Annotated in this window: 18 protein-coding genes and 1 tRNA gene; 11 read left to right on the forward strand and 8 right to left on the reverse strand. The window is 70.6% G+C overall.

Annotated elements, in window-relative coordinates:
- Positions 1 to 2: 2 nt before the first annotated feature.
- Genes ACFQ7C_RS02445 through ACFQ7C_RS02465 form a run of 5 tightly spaced genes read left to right on the forward strand, consistent with a single transcriptional unit; the run spans position 3 to position 4,402 of the window.
- Positions 3 to 2,375, forward strand: a complete 2,373-nt coding sequence (locus tag ACFQ7C_RS02445) for an MMPL family transporter (protein WP_378897450.1) — start codon at positions 3 to 5, stop codon at positions 2,373 to 2,375.
- A complete protein-coding gene (locus tag ACFQ7C_RS02450) occupies positions 2,372 to 2,962 on the forward strand; it encodes an isochorismatase family protein (RefSeq protein WP_378897453.1) in 591 nt (196 codons plus the stop codon). The genes ACFQ7C_RS02445 and ACFQ7C_RS02450 overlap by 4 nt, the downstream gene beginning before the upstream one ends.
- Complete coding sequence (locus ACFQ7C_RS02455) at positions 2,955 to 3,620, forward strand: DNA alkylation repair protein (protein WP_378897455.1); 666 nt, start codon at positions 2,955 to 2,957, stop codon at positions 3,618 to 3,620. Before ACFQ7C_RS02450 ends, ACFQ7C_RS02455 begins: the two co-directional genes overlap by 8 nt.
- Before the next feature lie 27 nt (positions 3,621 to 3,647).
- Positions 3,648 to 4,097, forward strand: coding sequence for a GNAT family N-acetyltransferase (locus tag ACFQ7C_RS02460; protein ID WP_378897458.1), 450 nt, complete (start codon positions 3,648 to 3,650; stop codon positions 4,095 to 4,097).
- Positions 4,098 to 4,132: 35 nt separating this feature from the next.
- Positions 4,133 to 4,402, forward strand: coding sequence for a hypothetical protein (locus ACFQ7C_RS02465; RefSeq protein WP_378897461.1), 270 nt, complete (start codon positions 4,133 to 4,135; stop codon positions 4,400 to 4,402).
- A gap of 6 nt (positions 4,403 to 4,408) precedes the next feature.
- Here ACFQ7C_RS02465 and ACFQ7C_RS02470 read toward each other — a convergent pair whose 3' ends face one another.
- The 8 genes from ACFQ7C_RS02470 to ACFQ7C_RS02505 form a co-directional block, all read right to left on the reverse strand.
- Positions 4,409 to 5,632, reverse strand: coding sequence for a nitrate/nitrite transporter (locus ACFQ7C_RS02470; RefSeq protein WP_378897463.1), 1,224 nt, complete (start codon positions 5,630 to 5,632; stop codon positions 4,409 to 4,411).
- On the reverse strand, positions 5,629 to 6,417 hold the full coding sequence (gene narI / locus ACFQ7C_RS02475) for a respiratory nitrate reductase subunit gamma (RefSeq protein WP_378897465.1): 789 nt from the start codon (positions 6,415 to 6,417) through the stop codon (positions 5,629 to 5,631). Before narI ends, ACFQ7C_RS02470 begins: the two co-directional genes overlap by 4 nt.
- Complete coding sequence (narJ, locus tag ACFQ7C_RS02480; protein ID WP_378897468.1) at positions 6,417 to 7,040, reverse strand: nitrate reductase molybdenum cofactor assembly chaperone; 624 nt, start codon at positions 7,038 to 7,040, stop codon at positions 6,417 to 6,419. The genes narI and narJ overlap by 1 nt, the downstream gene beginning before the upstream one ends.
- Positions 7,037 to 8,728, reverse strand: a complete 1,692-nt coding sequence (narH, locus tag ACFQ7C_RS02485) for a nitrate reductase subunit beta (protein WP_378897470.1) — start codon at positions 8,726 to 8,728, stop codon at positions 7,037 to 7,039. Before narH ends, narJ begins: the two co-directional genes overlap by 4 nt.
- The gene (locus tag ACFQ7C_RS02490) at positions 8,728 to 12,435 is read right to left on the reverse strand and encodes a nitrate reductase subunit alpha (RefSeq protein WP_378897473.1); all 3,708 of its coding nucleotides are present in this window, start codon (positions 12,433 to 12,435) and stop codon (positions 8,728 to 8,730) included. Before ACFQ7C_RS02490 ends, narH begins: the two co-directional genes overlap by 1 nt.
- 83 nt (positions 12,436 to 12,518) lie before the next feature.
- Positions 12,519 to 12,591, reverse strand: a tRNA-Lys gene (locus ACFQ7C_RS02495).
- A gap of 43 nt (positions 12,592 to 12,634) precedes the next feature.
- Positions 12,635 to 14,074 (reverse strand): serine/threonine-protein kinase, encoded by a 1,440-nt coding sequence (locus tag ACFQ7C_RS02500; RefSeq protein WP_378897476.1) that lies wholly within the window; start codon positions 14,072 to 14,074, stop codon positions 12,635 to 12,637.
- Positions 14,075 to 14,269: 195 nt separating this feature from the next.
- The gene (locus ACFQ7C_RS02505) at positions 14,270 to 14,932 is read right to left on the reverse strand and encodes a fasciclin domain-containing protein (protein WP_378897478.1); all 663 of its coding nucleotides are present in this window, start codon (positions 14,930 to 14,932) and stop codon (positions 14,270 to 14,272) included.
- Between the two features lie 222 nt (positions 14,933 to 15,154).
- On the opposite strand from ACFQ7C_RS02505, the gene ACFQ7C_RS02510 reads away from it, so the two are divergent.
- The 6 genes from ACFQ7C_RS02510 (at position 15,155) to ACFQ7C_RS02535 (ending at position 19,977) form a co-directional block, all read left to right on the forward strand.
- Positions 15,155 to 16,873 (forward strand): cytochrome c biogenesis protein CcdA, encoded by a 1,719-nt coding sequence (locus ACFQ7C_RS02510; RefSeq protein ID WP_378897480.1) that lies wholly within the window; start codon positions 15,155 to 15,157, stop codon positions 16,871 to 16,873.
- Positions 16,874 to 16,906: 33 nt separating this feature from the next.
- Entirely contained in the window at positions 16,907 to 17,509 is a 603-nt protein-coding gene (gene sigK, locus ACFQ7C_RS02515) for an ECF RNA polymerase sigma factor SigK (RefSeq protein ID WP_378897482.1), read from the forward strand.
- Positions 17,509 to 18,342, forward strand: coding sequence for an anti-sigma factor domain-containing protein (locus ACFQ7C_RS02520; protein ID WP_378898266.1), 834 nt, complete (start codon positions 17,509 to 17,511; stop codon positions 18,340 to 18,342). The genes sigK and ACFQ7C_RS02520 overlap by 1 nt, the downstream gene beginning before the upstream one ends.
- Before the next feature lie 98 nt (positions 18,343 to 18,440).
- Positions 18,441 to 18,788, forward strand: coding sequence for a helix-turn-helix transcriptional regulator (locus tag ACFQ7C_RS02525; protein WP_045298308.1), 348 nt, complete (start codon positions 18,441 to 18,443; stop codon positions 18,786 to 18,788).
- Between the two features lie 59 nt (positions 18,789 to 18,847).
- Positions 18,848 to 19,255: a VOC family protein gene (locus ACFQ7C_RS02530; protein ID WP_378897485.1), complete on the forward strand. Its 408-nt coding sequence runs from the start codon at positions 18,848 to 18,850 to the stop codon at positions 19,253 to 19,255.
- Positions 19,256 to 19,338: 83 nt separating this feature from the next.
- Complete coding sequence (locus tag ACFQ7C_RS02535; protein WP_378897488.1) at positions 19,339 to 19,977, forward strand: DNA-directed RNA polymerase subunit beta; 639 nt, start codon at positions 19,339 to 19,341, stop codon at positions 19,975 to 19,977.
- Positions 19,978 to 20,135: the final 158 nt, after the last annotated feature.

Below are 20,135 nucleotides of genomic sequence, written 5' to 3' on the forward strand. Positions count from 1 at the left end.
ATATGACCTCGCCTCACCACGCGAACCGCCGCACCTCCGGCTGGCTGCGAATCGGCATCCCCGCGCTCCTCGTGCTGCTCTGGCTGGCCGCGGGATCGATCGGCGGTCCCTACTTCGGCAAGGTCGACGAGGTGTCGAGCAACGACCGATCGTCGTTCCTGCCCGAGAGCGCGGACGCGACGCAGGTCAACGGGAGGCTCGCGGACTTCCTCGGCGGCGACAGCATTCCCGCGGTCGTCGTCGTCACGGGCGACGGCGAGCTCTCGGAGGACGACATCGCCGACGTGCAGGCGCTCTCCGAAGACATCGCCGACGTCGAGGGGGTGCAGGAGGACGTGTCGCCGCCGATCCCGTCAGACGACGGCGAGGCCGCGCAGATCTTCGTGCCCATCGACGCCTCGGGCGAGGTGGGGCCGACCGTCGAGGAGATCCGCTCGCTCGTCGCCGACGATCTCCCGGCCGGCCTCGAGGGCTGGGTCACCGGCCCCGCCGGCTTCACCGCCGACCTCGTCGAGGGCTTCCTGGGGATCGACGGCCTCCTGCTCGGCGTCGCGCTCCTCGCCGTGTTCCTGATCCTCGTGATCGTCTACCGGTCGCCGCTGCTGCCGATCCTCGTGCTCCTCACCTCGGTGTTCGCGCTCTGCGTGGCCCTTCTCACGGTCTGGTGGCTGGCGTACGCCGGCATCGTGGTGCTCAACGGCCAGGTGCAGGGCATCCTCTTCATCCTCGTGATCGGCGCGGCGACCGACTACGCGCTGCTGTACGTCGCCCGGTTCCGCGAGTCCATCGCGACCGGGACGACGAAATGGGATGCTGCGCTCTCGGCGTGGCGCGGAGCGTTCGAGCCCATCCTCGCCTCTGGCGGCACGGTGATCGCGGGCCTCCTGTGCCTGCTGCTCTCGGACCTCGCGACCAACCGAGCCCTCGGCCCGATCGCGTCCATCGGGATCGTGTTCTCGATGCTGTCGGCGCTGACCTTCCTGCCGGCGCTGCTCGCGCTGTGCGGACGCGCGGCGTTCTGGCCCTTCATCCCGAAGGAGCCGATCGCGATGATCCCCGACGACCTCACGCGGCCGGTCAAGGGCCTCTGGCCGCGCCAGGCGCGTTTCGTCGCCCGCCACGCCCGCATCGTGTGGATCGCGTGCACGATCGTGCTGCTCGCCGGCGCCGTGGGCATCACACAGCTGAAGGCCGACGGAGTGCCCACAAGCGACCTCGTGCTCGGCGCCTCCGAGGCGCGCGACGGCCAGGAGGTGCTCGCCGAGCATTTCCCGGCGGGCTCCGGGTCACCGGTCTACGTGATCGTGCCCGAAGAGGACCTCGCAGACACGGTCCGCGTGCTCGGGGCGTCGGACGGCATCGAGTCGGTCTCCGCCGCGTCGGAGGACTCGCCGACGGGACAGGCGCAGGTCGAGGTCGAGGACGGCGAGCCGGTGTTCACCGCGGTCGGCCCGCCCGGCACCCCTGCACCCGAGCCGACCGTCTCGGACGGCGATGTGCTCGTCATCGGGACGCTGACGGATGCTGCCGACTCCGTCGCCGCGGAGGACACGGTGCGCGAACTGCGCGCCGACCTCGCCGAGACGCTCGGCGCGGACACGGCGCTCGTCGGCGGCGAGACGGCGACCGACATCGACACGAACGACACGTCGACGCGCGACCGCACGGTGATCATCCCGGTGATCCTCGTCGTGATCCTCGTCATCCTGATGCTGCTGCTGCGCTCGATCCTGGCCCCCGTGCTCCTCATCGGCACCGTGATCCTGTCGTTCGCGACGGCGCTGGGTGTGAGCGCGCTGGTCTTCAACGAGGTGTTCGGCTTCCCGGGAGCGGATCCCGCCGTGCCCCTGTACGGCTTCGTGTTCCTGGTCGCGCTCGGGGTGGACTACAACATCTTCCTGATGTCGCGCGTACGCGAGGAGTCGCTCGTCCACGGCACGAGACCCGGCATCCTCCGCGGCCTCGTCGCCACGGGCGGGGTGATCACGTCGGCGGGACTGGTGCTCGCGGCGACCTTCGCGGCGCTCGGCGTCATCCCCATCCTGTTCCTCGCGCAGATCGCGTTCATCGTCGCCTTCGGCGTGCTGCTCGACACGTTCGTCGTGCGGTCGCTCCTGGTGCCCGCCCTCTCGTACGACATCGGCAAGGCGATCTGGTGGCCCTCGAAGCTCTGGCGACGCGATGCCGGCGCGGCACCGGCGGGCAGCAACTCCGCTTCGATCGGAGCCTCCGAGCGCGAAACGTCGCCTGCGGCGGATTCAGGCGGAGTTGCGACACATGACGAGCCGCTGCCGGCCGAGACGGATCCCGAGCTCGTGGCCGGGGATGGCCATCCGCTCACGCGCGAGGAGTACAGGCGTACGCTCGAACCATGAGCAAGGCGCTGTTCATCGTCGACGTCCAGAACGACTTCACCGAGGGCGGTGCGCTGGGAGTGGAGGGCGGGGACGCCGTCGCGCAGCGCATCTCGGAGTTCCTCGTCACGCACGCGGAGGAGTACGCCGTGATCGTCGCCTCGCGCGATTGGCACCACGCCGAGGGCGACAACGGCGGGCACTTCCACCCGGAGCCCGACTTCGTCGACACGTGGCCGATCCACTGCGTGAGCGGCACCGACGGTGCCGAGTACGACCCCGGCTTCGATACGACGGCGGTGACCCACCACGTCAAGAAGGGACAGGGCAAGCCCGCCTATTCGCTGTTCGAGGGCACCACCGACGACGGGGTGACGGTCGCGCATCTTCTCGAGGAGCACGGCGTGGTCGACGTCGACATCGCGGGCATCGCGACCGATTACTGCGTGCGCGCGTCGGCACTCGACGCCATCGAGCACGGCCGGCACGTCCGCATCCTCACCGACCTCGTCGCGGGCGTCGCCGCCGAATCCAGCGACGCGGCGCTGGCCGAGCTCGCGCACGCCGGTGCCGAGCTGCGGTCATCGGGACTCGCGGACGGTGACTGAGCCCCGGCCGCTGACGGCCGAGAGCGTGCGCGCGGCGCTCGAGGGCGCAGCATCCGTCGACGAACGCGCCAAGATCGAGCGGCGCATGACCGACGGGCGCACCGAGGTGATCGGGGTGCGCATGGGCACCGTGTTCGACATCGCGAAGGCGAATGCACGGATGCCGCTCGCCGAGGTCGACCGGCTGCTCGACTCCGACGCGTACGAGATGCGGATGGTGGCGGTGTCGATCCTCGACTTCCAGGCCCGGACGAAGGGCGTCGATCGCGCGGCGCTGTACGAGCTGTGGATACGGCGGCTCGACCGGATCGACACCTGGGACTACATCGACCGCTCCGCGCCCCGCGTCGTGGGCCTCCACCTGCTCGACCGCCGGCGCGACGTGCTGTTCGAGCTCGCGCGGTCCGACGACCGCTGGCACCGCCGCGCGGCGATCACCGCGGCGTTCTCGATCATCCGCGCGCGCGACCTCGACGACCCGCTCGCGCTGTGCGAGATCCTCGCGGACGACCCGGAGCACCTGGTGCAGACGAACGTGGGGATCGCGCTCCGCGAGATCGGCCGCGTCGATCCCGCGCGGCTGGAGGAGTTCCTCGCACGTCGCGGCGACGACCTCAGTGCCCATGCGCGACGCACCGCCCGCACCGCGCTCGCCTGACGCGGGCGACCCGCTACTCTCGGGCACGTGACCGAGATCCGCCCCCTCGCCCCTGCCGACCGCGACGCCTGGCTCCCGCTGTGGCGCGGCTACATCGAGTTCTACGAGTCGGAGGTCTCGGACGAACAGACCGCGCTGACCTGGAACCGCCTCCTCGACCCGCAGTTCCCTATCCACGGAGCGGTCGCGACGGACGAGGAAGGTCGTGTCATCGGCTTCGTGCACTGGCTCACGCACGCCGCCACGTGGTCCGCGGCGCCCTACGTCTACCTCGAGGACCTCTTCGTCGCCCCCGACACGCGCGGCACCGGCGCGGGGCGCGCCCTCATCGCCCACGTGTCCGACTGGGCGCGCGAGCACGACGCCGCGAAGGTGTACTGGCTCACGCAGGAGGCCAACGCCACCGCGCGAGCGCTCTACGACCGCGTCGCGACCCACACCGGGTTCGTGCACTACGAGATCGGGCTCGGCCGGTGAGCGAGGCACCCGCGGGGCCGACAGGCGGGCGAGCGGTGGACATCACCGTCACCGTGGCGCTGATCCTCGTCGCCCTCGGCATCTCGGTGTTCTTCTTCTTCGCCGCGCTGCTGTGGGCGATGGGAGGCAACGACAACAGCGGGGCCGTCGCCCTCGGCGGCTACACCCCGCTCGCCCTCACGGTGCTCGGCGCGTTCGCGGGGATCGTGGCGCTCGCCCGTCGTCGCACCGCGTTCTGGTACCCGCTCGGCGCCCTCGTGCTCAGCGTCGTGGTGTGGTTCATCGCGGGAGCGCTTGTCCGCTGACCGCCGTCAGGCTCGCTTCCGGTCTCTCCGGGCCAGGAAGATCACGAAGCCCAGCGCCACGAGCGCGGTCAGGCACAGCAGGCTGAGCCCGATCGTGTAGCTGTGGGCTTCCGCGTTGTACGTCGCGCCCATCACGAGCGGCGGGAAGTAGCCGCCGAGTCCGCCGGCCGCGCCGACGATGCCGGTGACCGTGCCGACCCGTTCGGCGGGGGCGCGCTGCGCCACCCACGTGAACACCGCGCCGGTGCCGAGGCCCAGGAAGAGCGCCATCAGCACGAACGACGCTCCGGCGGCGAGCTCGGGCGGCGGCTGCAGCGCGATGACGACCGCCATGGCCGCGGCACCGCCGAGCGAGATGCAGAGCACGGTCGCCGGTCCGATGCGGTCCGAGAGCCAGCCGCCGACGGGACGGGCGATCACCGCCGCGATCGCGAAGCCCGCGGTGCGGGCGCCGGCGTCGGCGAGGTCGTAGCCGTAGACCTCCTTGAGGTAGGTCGGCAGGTAGGTCGAGAAGGCGACGAAGCCGCCGAACGTGACGGCGTACAGGAACGCCATCTGCCACGTGACGGCGAGCTTCGAGGCTGCCTTGAGCTTGGGCATGACGGGGGCGGTGTTCGGCTTCCACAGCGGCGAGTCCCGCATGAACAGCCACACGATGACCGCCACCACGAGGAGCGCGCCGGCGATGATGAGGTGGGTCGCGACGTAGCCGAACCAGGCCACCATGCGGGGTGTGAAGAACGACGACAGCGCGGTGCCGCCCATGCCGGCGCCGAACAGGCCCGTGGCGAAGCCGCGCTTGGCCGGCTCGTACCAGGCGTTGACGAAGGGGATGCCGATCGCGAAGGTCGTGCCCGCGATGCCGAGCAGGAACCCGAACGCGATCATGAGCGCGTACGACCCCCACACGCCCGCCAGCGCGACCAGCACGACGGGAACGGCCGATGCCGCGGTCAGGATCGTGAACATGAGGCGACCGCCGAAGCGGTCGGTGAATGCGCCGGTCAGGATGCGGCCGAGCGACCCGACCAGCACGGGGGTCGCGATGAGGAGCGAGGCCTCGGTCGAGGTCAGCCCCATCTCGGCGGTGTACTGCACCGCGAGCGGCGCGACCATGTTCCACGCCCAGAACGTGATGGTGAAGGCCAGCAGGGCCAGCAGGAGGTTCTTGGTGCGGCCGGGCAGCTCCTGAGTGCCGGTCGCGGCGGTGGCTGCAGCATCCGTGGTCATGGTCGTCCTCCTGTCTTGCGTGTCGTCGTCGAAGCCTTGCGGTCGGGGGTGCGATCGGTGGTGCCCACGGGCGCCCAGCCGCGGCGGATCCCACGCGCCGTCGTCGGCCGACCGTCGCGCGAGCGGTAGACGATGTACGGGCGGAACAGGTAGTGCACCGGCGCCGTGAACGCGTGGACCAGCCGGGTGAACGGCCAGATCATGAACAGCACCATGCCGATGACGGTGTGGATCTGGAAGTCCAGCGACGCCTCGCTCATCGCCGCGATGTCCGGCTGGAACACGAACAGCGACCGGAACCACGGCGCCACCGTCTCGCGGTAGGTCGTCTCGTGCGGCGGCCCGATCACGCTCAGCACGGTTGTGGCGAGCCCCGCGACGATCGCCGCCACCAGCACGATGTACATCGTCTTGTCGTTGTTCGTCGTCGCCATGAACACGGGACCGGTGGTGCGACGGCGGTAGATCAGGATGCCGACCCCGACGAGGGTCGCGAAGCCCGCGACAGTGCCGAGCCCGAGGGCGGCGAGGTGGTACATGTCCTCCGAGACGCCGAGTGCGTCGGTCCACGCCTTGGGGATCACGAGACCCACGACGTGTCCGATGATCACGACGAGGATCCCGAAGTGGAAGAGCGGAGAGCCGATCCGCAGCAGCCGCGACTCGTAGAGCTGCGACGAACGCGTGGTCCAGCCGAACTGGTCGTAGCGGTAGCGCCAGATCGTTCCGCCGACGAGCACCGCCACCATGACATAGGGGAGGATGCCCCACAGGAACAGCTCCATCAGCGCCTCCCCACCGGCTCGAGCGGCAGCAGCCGCGGGTCGTGGGCGTCGAGCCCGACGTACTCGCGGGGCGGCCCCGCCGCCGCCATCGCCATCGCCTGCTGTCGGTCGGCGGGAGAGCGCCCGGGGAGTGTGTCGCACACGGCGGCCACGACGCCGGCGTACGGCGATCCGCGTTCGGCGAGGGCGATGCGGATGAGCTCGAGGCTCGGCCGGTACTCCTGCAGCAGCGCCGCCCCCTCGCCGGGCGCGTGGCGGGCGAACTCGAGCACGAGCGGCAGGAAATCCGGCAGCTCACCGGTGCCGTCGATCGCGAGGCCCGCCTCGCGGTACCGGCGCTTGAGGTCGGTGAGCACCGCGCCGCGCCGGCGCGTGTCGCCGTCGGTCCAGTAGCTCAGATACAGCGCGTGCCGCCGCGACATGTCGAACGTGTCGACGTACGCGGTCTGCACCTCGGACGCCGAGGTCTTCGCCCACCATTCGAGCAGAGGGGCGAAGGATGCTGCGGCCCGCGGCGACGTCTCCCTCAACGCCTGGCCGATCAGGGCCGAAGAGCCGAGAACGCCCTCGTCGGGGTAGCTCAGGCACAGCGACGCCGCCTGGTAGACCACCCGGACGTTCACGACGAGCCCCCGGGCCCCGCATCCGGTGTCGAATCCTTCGGAGGGAAGAGACCCGGGGGCGCGCCGTTGCCGTCCCAGTTGAGCAGGTTCACCCGGCCGCGCAGGGACTCGCCGCTCGCGGCGGCATCGGAGGTCTGGCGCTCCTTGAGGGCGTGGAAGGTCTCGACCGCGACGGGCACGGGTCGGCCGCTCGCCTCGCCGAACATGCCCGGCTCGTTGCCGTACGGGCCGCCGTCGAAGTCGAGCGAGCAGCCGAGCTCTTCGAGCTCGTGCGCCCTCTCGTAGTGCGCCGTCGGGATGACGTAGCGGTCCTCGTACTTCGCGATCGCGAGCAGCCGGTACATCGCGTAGATCGACTCGCCGGTCATGCCGACGGCGGCCGGGATCGACTCGTCGCGCTCCCGCTCGAGCGTGATGTCCCGCAGGTACGAGCGCATCGCGGCGAGTCGCCACAGCACCCCCGTGATGATGTCGGTGTCGCCCGCGGTGAAGAGCTCGGCGAGGTACTCGACGGGGATGCGCAGCGCCTCGATCGCGCCGAACAGCGTGCCGGCGGCCTCCGAGTCGTGGCCCTGGTCACGCAGGAGGTCGACGATCGGCGACAGCGGCGGGATGTACCAGACCATCGGCATCGTGCGGTACTCGGGGTGAAGCGGCAGCGCCACACGGTAGGTCTTCGCCAGGGCGTAGACGGGTGAGCGGCGCGCGGCATCCATCCAGTCCTCGGGGATGTCGCCCTGCGCGCGGACCGCCGCGATCACCTCGGGGTCGTCGGGGTCGAGCATGAGGTCGAGCTGCGCCTCGTACAGATCCTTCGGGTCTGGCGTCGACGCCGCCTCCGTGACGCGGTCGGCGTCGTAGAGGAACAGGCCGAGGTACCGGAGGCGCCCGACGCAGGTCTCGGAGCAGACCGTGGGGATGCCGACCTCGAGCCGCGGATAGCACATGGTGCACTTCTCGGCCTTGCCGGTCTTGTGGTTGAAGTAGATCTTCTTGTACGGGCAGCCCGTGATGCACTGACGCCAGCCGCGGCAGCGGTCCTGATCCACGAGCACGATGCCGTCCTCGGCGCGCTTGTAGATCGCACCCGATGGACACGACGCCATGCACGACGGATTGAGGCAGTGCTCGCAGATCCGCGGCAGGTAGAACATGAAGGTCTTCTCGAACTGCAGCGTGATCATGTCTTCCGACTCGCGCCGCACGCGCTCGACGATGGGGTCGAGATGACCCATCTCCGAGGCTCCGCCGAGGTCGTCGTCCCAGTTCGCCGACCAGGTGATCTTCGTGTCTTCGCCGGTGATGAGCGACTTCGGCCGCGCGACCGGGAAGTCGTCGCCGAGGGGTGCGTCGATGAGCGTCTCGTAGTCATAGGTCCAGGGCTCGTAGTAGTCCTCGAGCTTCGGCTGCACCGGCGACGAGAAGATCGTGAGCAGGCGCTTCAGCCGGCTGCCGGTGCGCAGCGACAGTCGCCCGCGCTTGTTGAGCGTCCAGCCGCCGCGCCACTGGTCCTGGTCCTGGTAGCGCCGGGGGTAGCCCTGACCGGGCCGCGTCTCGACGTTGTTGAACCAGACGTACTCGGTGCCCGCCCGGTTCGTCCACGCCTGCTTGCACGTGACCGAGCACGTGTGGCACCCGATGCACTTGTCGAGGTTCATCACCATGCCCATCTGGGCCATCACGCGCATCAGAACACCACCTCCTGGCTGCGGCGGCGGACCGTCGCCACCATGTCGCGCTGGTTCCCCGTCGGGCCGAGGTAGTTGAACGTGTACGACAGCTGGGCGTACCCGCCGATCAGGTGCGTGGGTTTGACCAGCAGTCTCGTGACGGAGTTGTGGATGCCGCCGCGCCGGCCGGTCGCCTCGGACTTCGGCACGTCGATCGTGCGCTCCTGCGCGTGGTGCACGTAGACCACGCCGGTCGGCATGCGGTGCGACACGATCGCCCGCGCCACGAGCACGCCGTTCGAGTTCACACACTCGACCCAGTCGTTGTCGGCGGCGCCGATGGCCGCGGCATCGGCCGGACTCATCCAGACCGTCGGGCCGCCGCGCGAGAGCGACAGCATGAACAGGTTGTCCTGGTACTCCGAGTGGATCGACCACTTCGAGTGCGGCGTGAGATAGCGCACGACGACCTGCTGCGCTCCGTCGGGCCCGAGCTTGGGCTCGCCGAACAGCCGGTGCATGTCGAGCGGCGGGCGGTAGATCGGGAGAGCCTCGCCGAGGTCGCGCATCCACGCGTGGTCGAGATAGAAGTGCATGCGCCCGGTGAGCGTGTGGAAGGGCTTCAGCCGCTCGATGTTGACCGTGAACGGCGCGTAGCGGCGTCCGCCCGTCTCGGATCCCGACCACTCCGGCGAGGTGATCACCGGCACCGGAGCCGCCTGCGTCATCGCGAACGTGATGCGCTTCTCCTCGGAGCCCTCCGCGAGGTCGGCGAGCGGCTTGCCCACGCGCTTCTCCAGGGTGCGGAACCCCTGCGACGCGAGCTCGCCGTTCGTCGTGCCCGAGAATGCCAGGATCGCCTCCGCCATCTTGACGTCGGTGTCCATCGCCGGCCGTCCGTCGGCCGCGCCGCCGAGCATGACGCCGTTCTTCTCCGCGAGCCGACCCACCTCGTGCGACACGTCGTACGTGACGTTCTTGATGGTGAAGCCGAGCTTGTCGGCCAGCGGACCCACGGCGCCGAGCTTGTCGGCGATCGCGGTGTAGTCGCGCTCGACGACCGTGAACTGCGGCATCGTCTTGCCTGGGACGCCGGCGGTGTCGCCGCGCGCCCAGTCCCGCACCTCGCCGCCCGGCTGCGACGTCTCGCCCGGGGTGTCGTGCTGCATCGGCACCGAGACCAGGTCTCTGCGCGTGCCGAGGTGCGTGCGCGCCTGCGCCGAGAACTCGAACGCGATCGCGTGGAACAGGTCGAAGTCGCTCCTCGCCTCCCACGGCGGGTCGATGGCCGGTGTGAACGCGTGCACGAACGGGTGCATGTCGGTCGACGAGAGATCGTGCTTCTCGTACCAGGTCGCCGCGGGGAACACGACGTCCGACAACAGCGTCGTCGAGGTCATGCGGAAGTCCGCCGACACCAGCAGGTCGAGCTTGCCCTCGGGGATCTCGTCGTGCCATTTCACGTCGTTCGGGCGCACGCTCGCCTCGTCGGTGGCCATGACGTTGCTGTGGGTGCCCAGCAGGTACTTGAGGAAGTACTCGTTGCCCTTCGCGCTCGATCCCATGAGGTTCGAGCGCCACAGGGTGAGCAGGCGCGGCCAGTTCTCGGGGGCGTCGACGTCGGCGATCGCGGGCTGCAGGTCGCCGGACGCGAGCTTCGAGGCGACGAAGGATGCTGCATCCGCCGCCTCGCCGTTCGCCACCGCCGCGTCCGCCTGGTCGGCGAGGTCGAGCGGATTGACGTCGAACTGCGGGTAGAACGGCATCCACCCGAGCCGCGCGGACTGGGCGATCGTGTCGGCCGTGTGCATGCCGGCGAGGTTGCCCTCGGCCAGCGGCGACGCGAGCGCATCGGCGGAGTAGCCGTCGAAGCGCCACTGGTCGGTGTGCATGTACCAGTAGGCGGTGCCGATCATGGTGCGGGGTGGCCTCGACCAGTCCAGGGCGTTCGCGAGCGAGAGCCAGCCCGTGATCGGCCGGCACTTCTCCTGGCCGACGTAGTGCGCCCAGCCTCCGCCGTTGCGCCCCATCGAACCGGTGAGGATCAAGAGCGCCAGGATCGTGCGGTAGGTCGCGTCGCCGTGGAACCACTGGCAGATGCCGGCGCCCATGATGATCATCGACCGGCCGTTCGACTCGATCGCGTTCGCGGCGAACTCGCGTGCGATGCGCGTGCATGCCTGCGCCGGCACGCCCGTGATCTCCTCCTGCCACGCCGGCGTGTACGGCGACTCTGCGTCATCGAGCCCGGTCGGCCAGTCGCCCGGCAGCCCGTCGCGCGCGACGCCGTACTGGGCGAGCATCAGATCGAGGACGGTCGTGACCAGGACGCCGCCCACCCGCGTCGCCGGGACTCCCCGGCGCAGCACCGCGCCCTCGCCGTCGGCGGAGTCGAAGCGGGGGAGGAGCACCTCGACCGCCTCCGGCGCTGCGGTCGCGGCGGGGAGATCGGCGATCGACAGCGCCGGCTCCACGCCCTCGAGGTCGAGATTCCAGCGGCCCTCGCCCGACGCGGCGTACCGGAACCCCATCGAGCCGTTGGGCACGTGCGGAGCGGCGGTCGCAGCATCCAGCACCACCGTCTTCCACTCGTCCTCCGGGGTGTCGCCACCGAGGTCCTTCGACGTGAGGAATGTGCCGGGCACGTAGGCGCCGTTGCGCTCGGTGAGCCGCACGAGGTGGGGCAGATCGGTGTACTGACGCCCGAAGTCCGCGAAGAACGGCACGCGGCGGTCGACGTAGTTCTCCTTCAGCACCACGTGGCCCATCGCCATCGCGAGGGCGGCGTCGGTGCCGGCCTGGCACGGCAGCCACTCGTCGGCGAACTTCGTGTTGTCGGCGTAGTCGGGGCTGACGGTGACGACCTTCGTGCCGCGGTAGCGCACCTCGGCCATCCAGTGCGCGTCGGGGGTGCGGGTGACGGGCACGTTCGAGCCCCACATCATCAAGTAGGTGGCATCCCACCAGTCGCCCGACTCGGGCACGTCGGTCTGGTCGCCGAACACCTGCGGGCTCGCGACCGGCAGGTCGGCGTACCAGTCGTAGAACGACGTCATCACGCCGCCGACGAGCTGCGTGAACCGCGTGCCGATGCAGTGCGACACCATCGACATCGCCGGGATCGGCGAGAAGCCGGCGACGCGATCGGGGCCGTACTCCTTGATGGTGTGGACGTAGCCGGCGGCGACGAGCTCGACGGCTTCGCGCCACGACGCGCGAACCAGTCCGCCCTTGCCACGGGCCTGCTGGTAGCGTCGGCGGGTCTCGGGGTTCCTCGTGATCTCGCCGAAAGCCTCGACCGGGTCCTTGCCGAGCTTCTTCGCCGTGCGGAAGTCCTCCAGCAGAACGCCGCGCACGTAGGGGTAGCGCACGCGCGTGGGGGAGTAGGTGTACCAGGAGAACGCAGCCCCGCGGGGGCACCCGCGGGGCTCGTACTCGGGACGGTCGGGTCCGACGCTCGGATAGTCGGTCTCCTGGGCCTCCCAGGTGATGATGCCGTCCTTGACGTAGACCTTCCACGAACAGGAGCCCGTACAGTTCACGCCGTGCGTCGACCGCACGACCTTGTCGTGACTCCACCGGTCGCGGTAGAAGGCGTCGCCCTCGCGCCCGCCCTCGAGGAACGCCGCCCGGTGATCGGGGGTCTCGTCCCACCTCGTGAAGAACCGCCCTGCGGCCAGCAGAGCATCGGAAGCCGGACCGTCCACACCGATCTGGGGCGTCATGTCTCGGACCCTAGCGAAGGGTCCGGCGGGTGCACCAGAGGGGTGGGATGCCTTTTCCCGGGCGTTCAGCCCGGGATTCGAGGTGGGCCCCGTGGGGCTCGAACCCACGACCCGCGGATTAAAAGTCCGATGCTCTACCGACTGAGCTAGAGGCCCTCGACGACAAGCCTACTTGCCGCACGCGCCCACTCCCGCCGGATCAGCCCTTGCCCTTGCCGTTGCCGCCGCTGTTGCTGCCGGGGCCGTTGCCCTTGCCGTTGCCGTTGTTGTTGCCGGGCCCGCTGTTGTCGCTGCCGCTGTTGTCGCTCCCGCCTCCGCCCGTGTCGGCGGGCGGCGCCTCGTCCGGGGTGACCTGCTCCGCGGGTACGTTCGCCGGGGCCTCTTCGACCGGCTCCTCCTCCGCCGGTGCGGGCGAATCCTGCTCCTCCACCGGTGAGGTCGGCACCGGTCCCGGTTGCTCGGACCAGACGTTCGAGAGCCACACCGTGCCGAGAGCGAGTCCGAGCACGAGCAGCGCCGCGGCGACCGCTCCGACGACGAGCACGCGGCGCGAGGGTCGGTGCGGCTCGTCTGGACCGGATGGGAGGAGCAGAGACGCGGCGTCCGTGTCCGCCGAGGTCCGCGCAGCGACGCCGGCCGTGCGAGCGTCGCGCCGGAGCGCCCCCGGCGCGACGGGCGGCGATGCGGGGGCCGGCTGGGGAAAGGCCCGCGTGGGACCGGTGACAGGCGTCGCGACCGGAGCTGCGATGGGCGCCGTCGAGGGATCGGCGTTCTCGCGGGCGATGGTGTTCTCCATCGCCGCCAGCCGTGACGCCGCGGCCACGACCTCGAGCGCGGCAGGCCGGTCGTCGGGGCGGATCGCCGTCATCCCGCGCAGCAGTCCCTGCCAGGACGGGTGCAGCGACTCGGGGATCTCGGGCGCCGCAGACAGCCGCGCCATGACGGTGCCGATGCCCTCGGCGTCGCCGAACGGGCGTTCCCCGGTGAGCGCCTCGATCAGCAGCAGTCCGAAGGCGTAGATGTCGGCGGACGGTGCCGGTGCCACTCCGCGCGCCTGCTCCGGCGCGACGTACGCCATCGTGCCGACGATGACGCCCGGCGTCGTCACGCGGGCCGAGTCCATCAGGGAGGCGATGCCGAAATCTGCGAGCTTCGCGCGCCACTCCCATCCCGGCCGCGGTGACGCCCAGAGAAGCACGTTCGAGGGCTTGATGTCACGGTGCACGACCCCGTGGTCGTGCGCGACGTGCAGCCCCTCGGCGATGTCGATCGCGATCGACGCGACGACCCGGGGATCGACGGGACCGCGTGCGATCAGCTCGCGCAGGGTGATGCCGTCGACGTGCTCCATCACCAGGTAGCTGACGTCATCCGTGCCCACGCGCGCGTCGAACACGGTGACGAGCGAGTGATGGCTGAGCGAGGCGAGGAGCGTCGTCTCCGACAGCGCCCGTTCGACGGAGCCGATGGCGTCCGTCGGCTCACGGAACACCTTCACGGCGACCGACCGCTGGAGATGGGTGTCGTCGGCGCGGTACACGCGTGCCATGCCGCCCTCGCCGATCCGTTCCCGCAGCAGGTAGCGGTCGTCCAGGAGCTCGCCGGTGGAGAGCTCTCCGGACGCGAGCAGGTCAGTCACATGTCCTCCCACCCGATGCCCGCACCCCTCCGGCGCCGCACCGGGCCTTCATCCACGGTACGGACTGGGACGTTCGCTCACAGAGGGGTTGACGCGCCGCGGCCGACGTGCAACGGCACGACGAGACCGCCGGCGCACCTCGCAGGCGCCGGCGGTCGCGCCGCCCCCCGGTCGCCGGCCGAAGCCGGCGTTCGGTCACTGCGCCGGAGGCATCAGGACCGCGTCGATGAGGTACACGGTGGCGTTGGCGGTCTGCACGCCGCCGCAGATGACGTTGGCGTCGTTGACCATCCACATGTCGCCCTCGCCGGTGACCTCGAGGTCGGCACCCTGCACCGTCGTGTGGGTGCCCGCGATGTCGGCCGGCTCGATCTGCCCGGGAATCACGTGGTACGTCAGGATCGACGTCAGCGTCTCGGTGTCGGTCTTGAGCGACTCGATCGTGGCGGGGTCGATCGCGGCGAACGCGTCGTCGACCGGTGCGAACACCGTGAACTCGTCCCCGTTGAGGGTGTCCACGAGGTTGACCTCGGGATTGAGCTGTCCGCTCACGGCGGCGGTGAGCGTCGTCAGCATCGGATTGTTGGATGCCGCGACAGCGACCGGATCGGCCGACATGCCCTCGATCGAGCCGTCGCCGTCCGGCACGGCCTCGGCGTACGCGGCGCAGCCGGGGCCGACGAGGTTCGCGGCGGGATCGGCGGTCATCGGCTCCTCGCTCGCCTCCATCGAGGGCTCGGACGGTGGGGTCGACGGCTCCGCGGTCGATCCGCCCATCGAACAGGCGGACAGCGCGAAGGTCGCCGCGACGGCGAGCATCAGCCCTGCCGACGCGCGCTTCCCGGTGATGCGAGACATGTCTTCCTCCTCTGTGCGGTCGTCCGACCGCGGTGTGCGTGCCCCCGGTGCGGGGAGCGTGCCGCAGGAGCGGCTACACGGACTGTTCGGAGGGCTCGTCGCATCGGATTGGAGATCGGACGGAACGGATGCTGCGGCCCGGGGCCGCAGCATCCGTTCCCTGTCGCGGCAATCCGAAGGCGAACGAGGTGCGAACAACCTGCGACGCACGAGGGGGGACGCATGGAGCTCGTCATCATCGGTCTGCTGGGCGGACTCATCACGGGGATCTCGCCGTGCATCCTGCCGGTGCTGCCCGTCATCTTCCTCACCGGGGGCGCGCAGTCGGCGCGCGTCGACGGCGACGCGCCGTCGGTGTCGCGCTGGCGTCCCTATCTGGTGATCGCGGGCCTGATCACGAGCTTCACGCTCGTGACGCTGCTCGGCTCGCTGCTGCTCGGCGCGCTCGGCCTTCCGCAGGACGTGCTGCGGTGGGCGGGCATCGCGGTGCTCGTGCTGATCGGCGTCGGCCTCCTCGTCCCGCGGTTCGAGCAGGTGCTCGAGAAGCCCTTCCAGAAGCTCGCGCGCCGCACCGAGGTGCAGAACCGGGGGAGCGGCTACGGTGTCGGGCTCGCCCTCGGCACGGTGTTCGTGCCCTGCGCCGGGCCGGTGCTCGCCGCCATCATCGTCGCGGGTTCGACGGGGCGGATCGACGCCGGCACCGTCGTGCTCACGGTCTCGTTCGCGGTCGGCGTCGCCATCCCGCTGCTGTTCTTCGCTCTCGCCGGACGAGGCCTGATCGAGCGCATCCGGGCGTTCCGCACCCGCGAGCGCGGCTTGCGCATCGCCGCGGGCATCGCGATGCTCGCGCTCGCCGTCGGCCTCGTCTTCAACGTGCCGCAGCTGCTGCAGCGGCTCGTGCCCGACTACACCGCGGGCATCCAGCGCGAGCTGACCGACAACCCCGACGCACGCCGCGCGCTCGATCTCGGCGGCCTCGTCACCGACGAGAACAAGGACCTCGACCGGTGCACGAACGGGGCGGGCGAGCTCGAGTCCTGCGGCACCGCCCCGAGCATCCGGGGCATCGAGGCGTGGCTCAACACGCCCGACGGCGCGGCGATCGATCTCGAAGACCTCAGGGGCGAGGTCGTGCTCATCGACTTCTGGGCGTACTCGTGCATCAACTGCCAGCGCAGCATCCCGCACGTCGTGGCCTGGGAGGAGGCCTACGGCGATGCAGGGCTCCGGGTGATCGGCATCCACTCGCCCGAGTACGCCTTCGAGAAGGATGCCGGCAACGTCGCGGCGGGCGCGAGGGGCTTCGGGATCACCTACCCGGTCGCCCTCGACAACAGCCTCGCGACGTGGACGAACTACCGGAACCGCTACTGGCCGGCGCACTACCTGATCGACGCCGACGGCATCGTCCGCCACATCGCGTTCGGCGAGGGGAACTACGCCGCGACCGAGAAGCTCATCCGCGCGCTCCTCGAGGACGCCGACCCGGATGTCGCGCTGCCCGACCCCACGGAGATCGACGACGAGACGCCCGACGCCGCCACCCGCACGCGGGAGACGTTCCTGGGCTCGTCCAAGGACGTGAACTACGGCGGTGAGGGACCCTATCGCGCGGGAGACGGCGACTATGCGGTGCCCGCGGCGCAGCCCGACGACTCGTTCGCGCTCGACGGCTCCTGGCACGTCGCGTCGCAGTACGCCACGCCCTCGGGCGACGGCGGTGGCGGCATCCGTCTGCGCTTCCATGCCGAGGAGGTGCGCATGGTGCTGGCGGGCGAAGGCGAGGTGCGCGTGCGCCTCGACGGCGGGAGCGGAGAGACCATCGCGGTCTCCGGGACGCCGCGTTCGCACGCGGTGGCGCAGGGCACGACGGGCGGCGTCCACGTTCTCGACGTCGAGGTGTCGCCGGGGGTGGAAGTGTACTCGTTCACCTTCGGGTGAGGACACGGCCGCTCGGAGTGAGGTGCGTGAGGCATGCTGGAAGACATGGTGATCGACGGGATCGACGTGCCGGAGGACGGCACCGAGCCCGTCGACCGCATCGCGGAACTGCTCCGGCGCGTCGCCGGCGGCGACCAGGTCGCTTTCGCCCGCTTGTACGACCTGCTGTCTCCTCGCGTGTTCGGTCTCATCCTGCGCGTGCTCGTCGACCGTGCGCAGAGCGAGGAGGTGCTGCAGGAGGTCTTCCTCGAGCTGTGGCAATCCGCTGCGCGCTTCGCTCCGAACAGAGGTCAGGGAAGATCGTGGGTTCTCACGATCGCGCACCGCCGGGCGGTCGATCGCGTGAGGTCGTCGCAGGCGTCGAGCGATCGCGACGTGCGCGCGGGGTTCCGGGACCTCGACGTCGCACACGACGGGGTCTCGGAAGAGGTCGAGCTGCGCATCGAGGGGGAGAAGGTGGCGGCCGCGCTGTCGGAGCTTCCCGATGCCCAGCGGGAGGCGCTGACCCTCGCGTACTACGGGGGTTACAGTCAGAGCGAGATCGCGGCCCTGGTGGGGGCTCCGCTGGGGACGATCAAGACGAGGATGCGGGACGGCCTGTCGCGCCTCCGGGCCGAGATGGGGGTGACCGCGTGATGGACGAGCAGGAGTTCTCCGAGCTCGCCGCCGGCGCTGCGCTGAACGCGCTGTCACCCGCCGACCGGCGCGCGTTCGAGGCCGCGCGCCGCGAGCACCCCGAATGGGAGCACTGGATCGAGACGGATGCTGCCACCGCCGCCGCGCTCTCCGACACCGTCTCCGATGCGCTGCCCCCGCTGACGCTCCGCTCGACGCTGCTGTCGCGGATCGCGATGACGCCGCAGCTGCCCGCGATGGACGCGGCGGTGGCCGCCACTGCGGAACCCGTGGACCGCTGGACCCCGGCTCCTCCGCCTGCCGCCGATCGGCCCGACGATCAGCCGGCTGCCGAGACGCCCCCGCCGACGGCGGTGATCCAGGCGGTCTCGCGGCGGCGCTGGACGCGCGGCATCCTCGCGCTCGCCGCGTGCATGGTGCTCCTCGTCGCGCTCGGGCTCGCCGCCGTGCAGATCAACGAGTACGTGAACCGTCCGGCGGAGATCGTCGCGCTGCAGCAGATCGAGGATGCCCCCGACGCCCAGTCGGCGACGGTCGACATCACCGACGGCGGCTCGGCGACGGCGCACTGGTCGGAGTCCGTCGGGAAGGTCGTGCTGGTCTCGCAGGGGCTGCCGCAGATCGCTGACGAAGAGAGCTTCGAACTCTGGTTCGTGCGCGACGGCGCCGCGGTTCCCGCCGGGGTGTTCGAGCCGACCGGCGGCACGACGACGGCGCTGCTCGAGGGCGCGATGGAGCCCGGTGACATGATCGCGGTCACGGTCGAGCCCCAGGGTGGCTCGCCGACGGGGGAGCCGTCGTCCGAGCCGATCGTCGCGATCCCGACCGCCTGACGCCCCTGCGACGCCGCCGATCCCGGTAGCGTGAGGCCGTGGCATCCGTCCCCCAGACGACCCAGACCCTCGCGCACCTGCGCCGCGCGCGCGACCTCATGGACCGCGACTACGCGCAGCCTCTCGACGTGCCGACGATGGCGACGAAGGCGCTCATGTCGCCGGCGCACTTCTCGCGCGAGTTCAAGGCGGCGTACGGCGAGACCCCGTACGCGTATCTCATGACCCGGCGCATCGAGCGCGCCATGGCCCTGCTGCGCGAGGGCATGTCGGTGACGGATGCCTGCACCGCCGTCGGCGCGACCTCTCTGGGCTCGTTCAGTTCCACCTTCACCGAGATCGTGGGCGAGACCCCGAGCTCGTACCGTTCGCGGCCGCACGACGCCGCCGAGGCGATGCCGCTGTGCGTCGCGAAGATCCTCACGCGCCCGACCCGCTACGCCTGATCCGCAACCGAGCAGGATCGGAGAAGCGCGCGCGGCGACGCGGCCGTAGCGTGGCAGCCATGACGAACATCGCCCTGGCATACAGCCCCATCACCGTCGACGACGTCGATGCCGCCATCCCGTTCTACCGAGACGGACTCGGCCTCGAGGTCGTCAACGACGTCTCGTACGACGGGCACCGCTGGGTGAGCTTCGGCTTCCCCGGCCAGCCCGGCCTCTCGCTCGTCGTCTCGGACCCGACCGCCGGACGCTCGCCCGAGGATGGTGACGCGCTGCAGCGCCTCGTCGTCAAGGGATCCGGCCCCGGACCCTACGTCTTCACCACCAGCGACCTCGACGCCACGTTCGAGAAGCTGCGCGAGTTCGGCGCCGAGGTGCTGCAGGAGCCCAAGGAGCAGGGCTGGGGCCCGCGCGACGCGGCATTCCGCGACCCGGCCGGCAACCACATCCGCATCAACCAGGGCTGAGACAGGGCGCGACCGTGTGCCTTCCGTGGGTCGCCGCCATGCAGCGCGAGCCCGTTCTCGTGGCGGCGAGTAGCCTGGACGGAATGAGCGACTCGTCCAGGGAGTTCCACAAGCCCGTCCGCCGACCGGCCGAACTCTTCGACCGGGTGTTCTCCGCGGAGGATCCGGCCGAAGTCTCCCGTGTCGCGCACACGACTGCGCACGCCCTGCTCGCCCGCGTACGGGCCGACCCCGACGGCACCGTCGTCGACCGGCTCGTCGCCTTCACCGACGAGCACGGCATCGACGACCTGGCCGAGCTGTGGTCGCGGTCGCCCGCGAAGACGCTTCCTGGGGCCCTGTGGCGGCTGTACCTCGTGCAGCTCATGATCCACGACGACCCGCGCACGGCCGCGCTCCTCTACGAGCGCGGCCGTGCCGAGCTCGCCTCCCCCGACGACGTGGTGGCCGGCGCGCCGTCGCCGGCCGGGCCGGAGGAGCTCGTCGCCCTCGTCGACACCATCCTGCGCGGGCTCTTCGAGGGCGACTTCGCGGTGGCGCTCGACCGCGCGGCGGCGTTCTGCCGCGTGCAGGCGTCTGGTGCGACGCACGTCGCCGACGACTACGAGGCGACCGAGCCCGACCGGGCGTCCGCCTTCACCACCCGCGCGCTGCGCCTGTCGGACTACGCCGCCGACCTCACGGCCTGCGCGGCCCTCTGGCGCCGCGACTCCCTCACCTGACCTGAGGCGCGTCGCGCGAGCCCTCCGACTCCGCAACCGGTCTTGGCGACTCGCCAAAATGCGCCGGGGCATGAAAGTGCCGGGCCGCAGAACGCCTCTCGGCGCGGCGCCGCTCGAAGCGGCAAATTTTGGAGCCCGGGGTTACTGCGGCCCGGCCG

It is taken from the genome of Microbacterium sp. NPDC056569 (assembly GCF_042793475.1).
Classification (GTDB): domain Bacteria; phylum Actinomycetota; class Actinomycetes; order Actinomycetales; family Microbacteriaceae; genus Microbacterium.

Excerpts from the sequence above, each read along its gene's own strand:
- ACFQ7C_RS02445 (WP_378897450.1), top strand. The coding sequence starts at position 3 with ATGACCTCGCCTCACCACGCGAACCGCCGCACCTCCGGCTGGCTGCGA.
- ACFQ7C_RS02450 (WP_378897453.1), top strand. The coding sequence starts at position 2,372 with ATGAGCAAGGCGCTGTTCATCGTCGACGTCCAGAACGACTTCACCGAG.
- ACFQ7C_RS02470 (WP_378897463.1), bottom strand. The coding sequence starts at position 5,632 with ATGACCACGGATGCTGCAGCCACCGCCGCGACCGGCACTCAGGAGCTG.
- narI (WP_378897465.1), bottom strand. The coding sequence starts at position 6,417 with ATGGAGCTGTTCCTGTGGGGCATCCTCCCCTATGTCATGGTGGCGGTG.
- narH (WP_378897470.1), bottom strand. The coding sequence starts at position 8,728 with ATGCGCGTGATGGCCCAGATGGGCATGGTGATGAACCTCGACAAGTGC.
- ACFQ7C_RS02490 (WP_378897473.1), bottom strand. The coding sequence starts at position 12,435 with ATGACGCCCCAGATCGGTGTGGACGGTCCGGCTTCCGATGCTCTGCTG.
- ACFQ7C_RS02505 (WP_378897478.1), bottom strand. The coding sequence starts at position 14,932 with ATGTCTCGCATCACCGGGAAGCGCGCGTCGGCAGGGCTGATGCTCGCC.
- ACFQ7C_RS02510 (WP_378897480.1), top strand. The coding sequence starts at position 15,155 with ATGGAGCTCGTCATCATCGGTCTGCTGGGCGGACTCATCACGGGGATC.
- sigK (WP_378897482.1), top strand. The coding sequence starts at position 16,907 with ATGCTGGAAGACATGGTGATCGACGGGATCGACGTGCCGGAGGACGGC.
- ACFQ7C_RS02520 (WP_378898266.1), top strand. The coding sequence starts at position 17,509 with ATGGACGAGCAGGAGTTCTCCGAGCTCGCCGCCGGCGCTGCGCTGAAC.
- ACFQ7C_RS02525 (WP_045298308.1), top strand. The coding sequence starts at position 18,441 with ATGGACCGCGACTACGCGCAGCCTCTCGACGTGCCGACGATGGCGACG.
- ACFQ7C_RS02530 (WP_378897485.1), top strand. The coding sequence starts at position 18,848 with ATGACGAACATCGCCCTGGCATACAGCCCCATCACCGTCGACGACGTC.
- ACFQ7C_RS02535 (WP_378897488.1), top strand. The coding sequence starts at position 19,339 with ATGAGCGACTCGTCCAGGGAGTTCCACAAGCCCGTCCGCCGACCGGCC.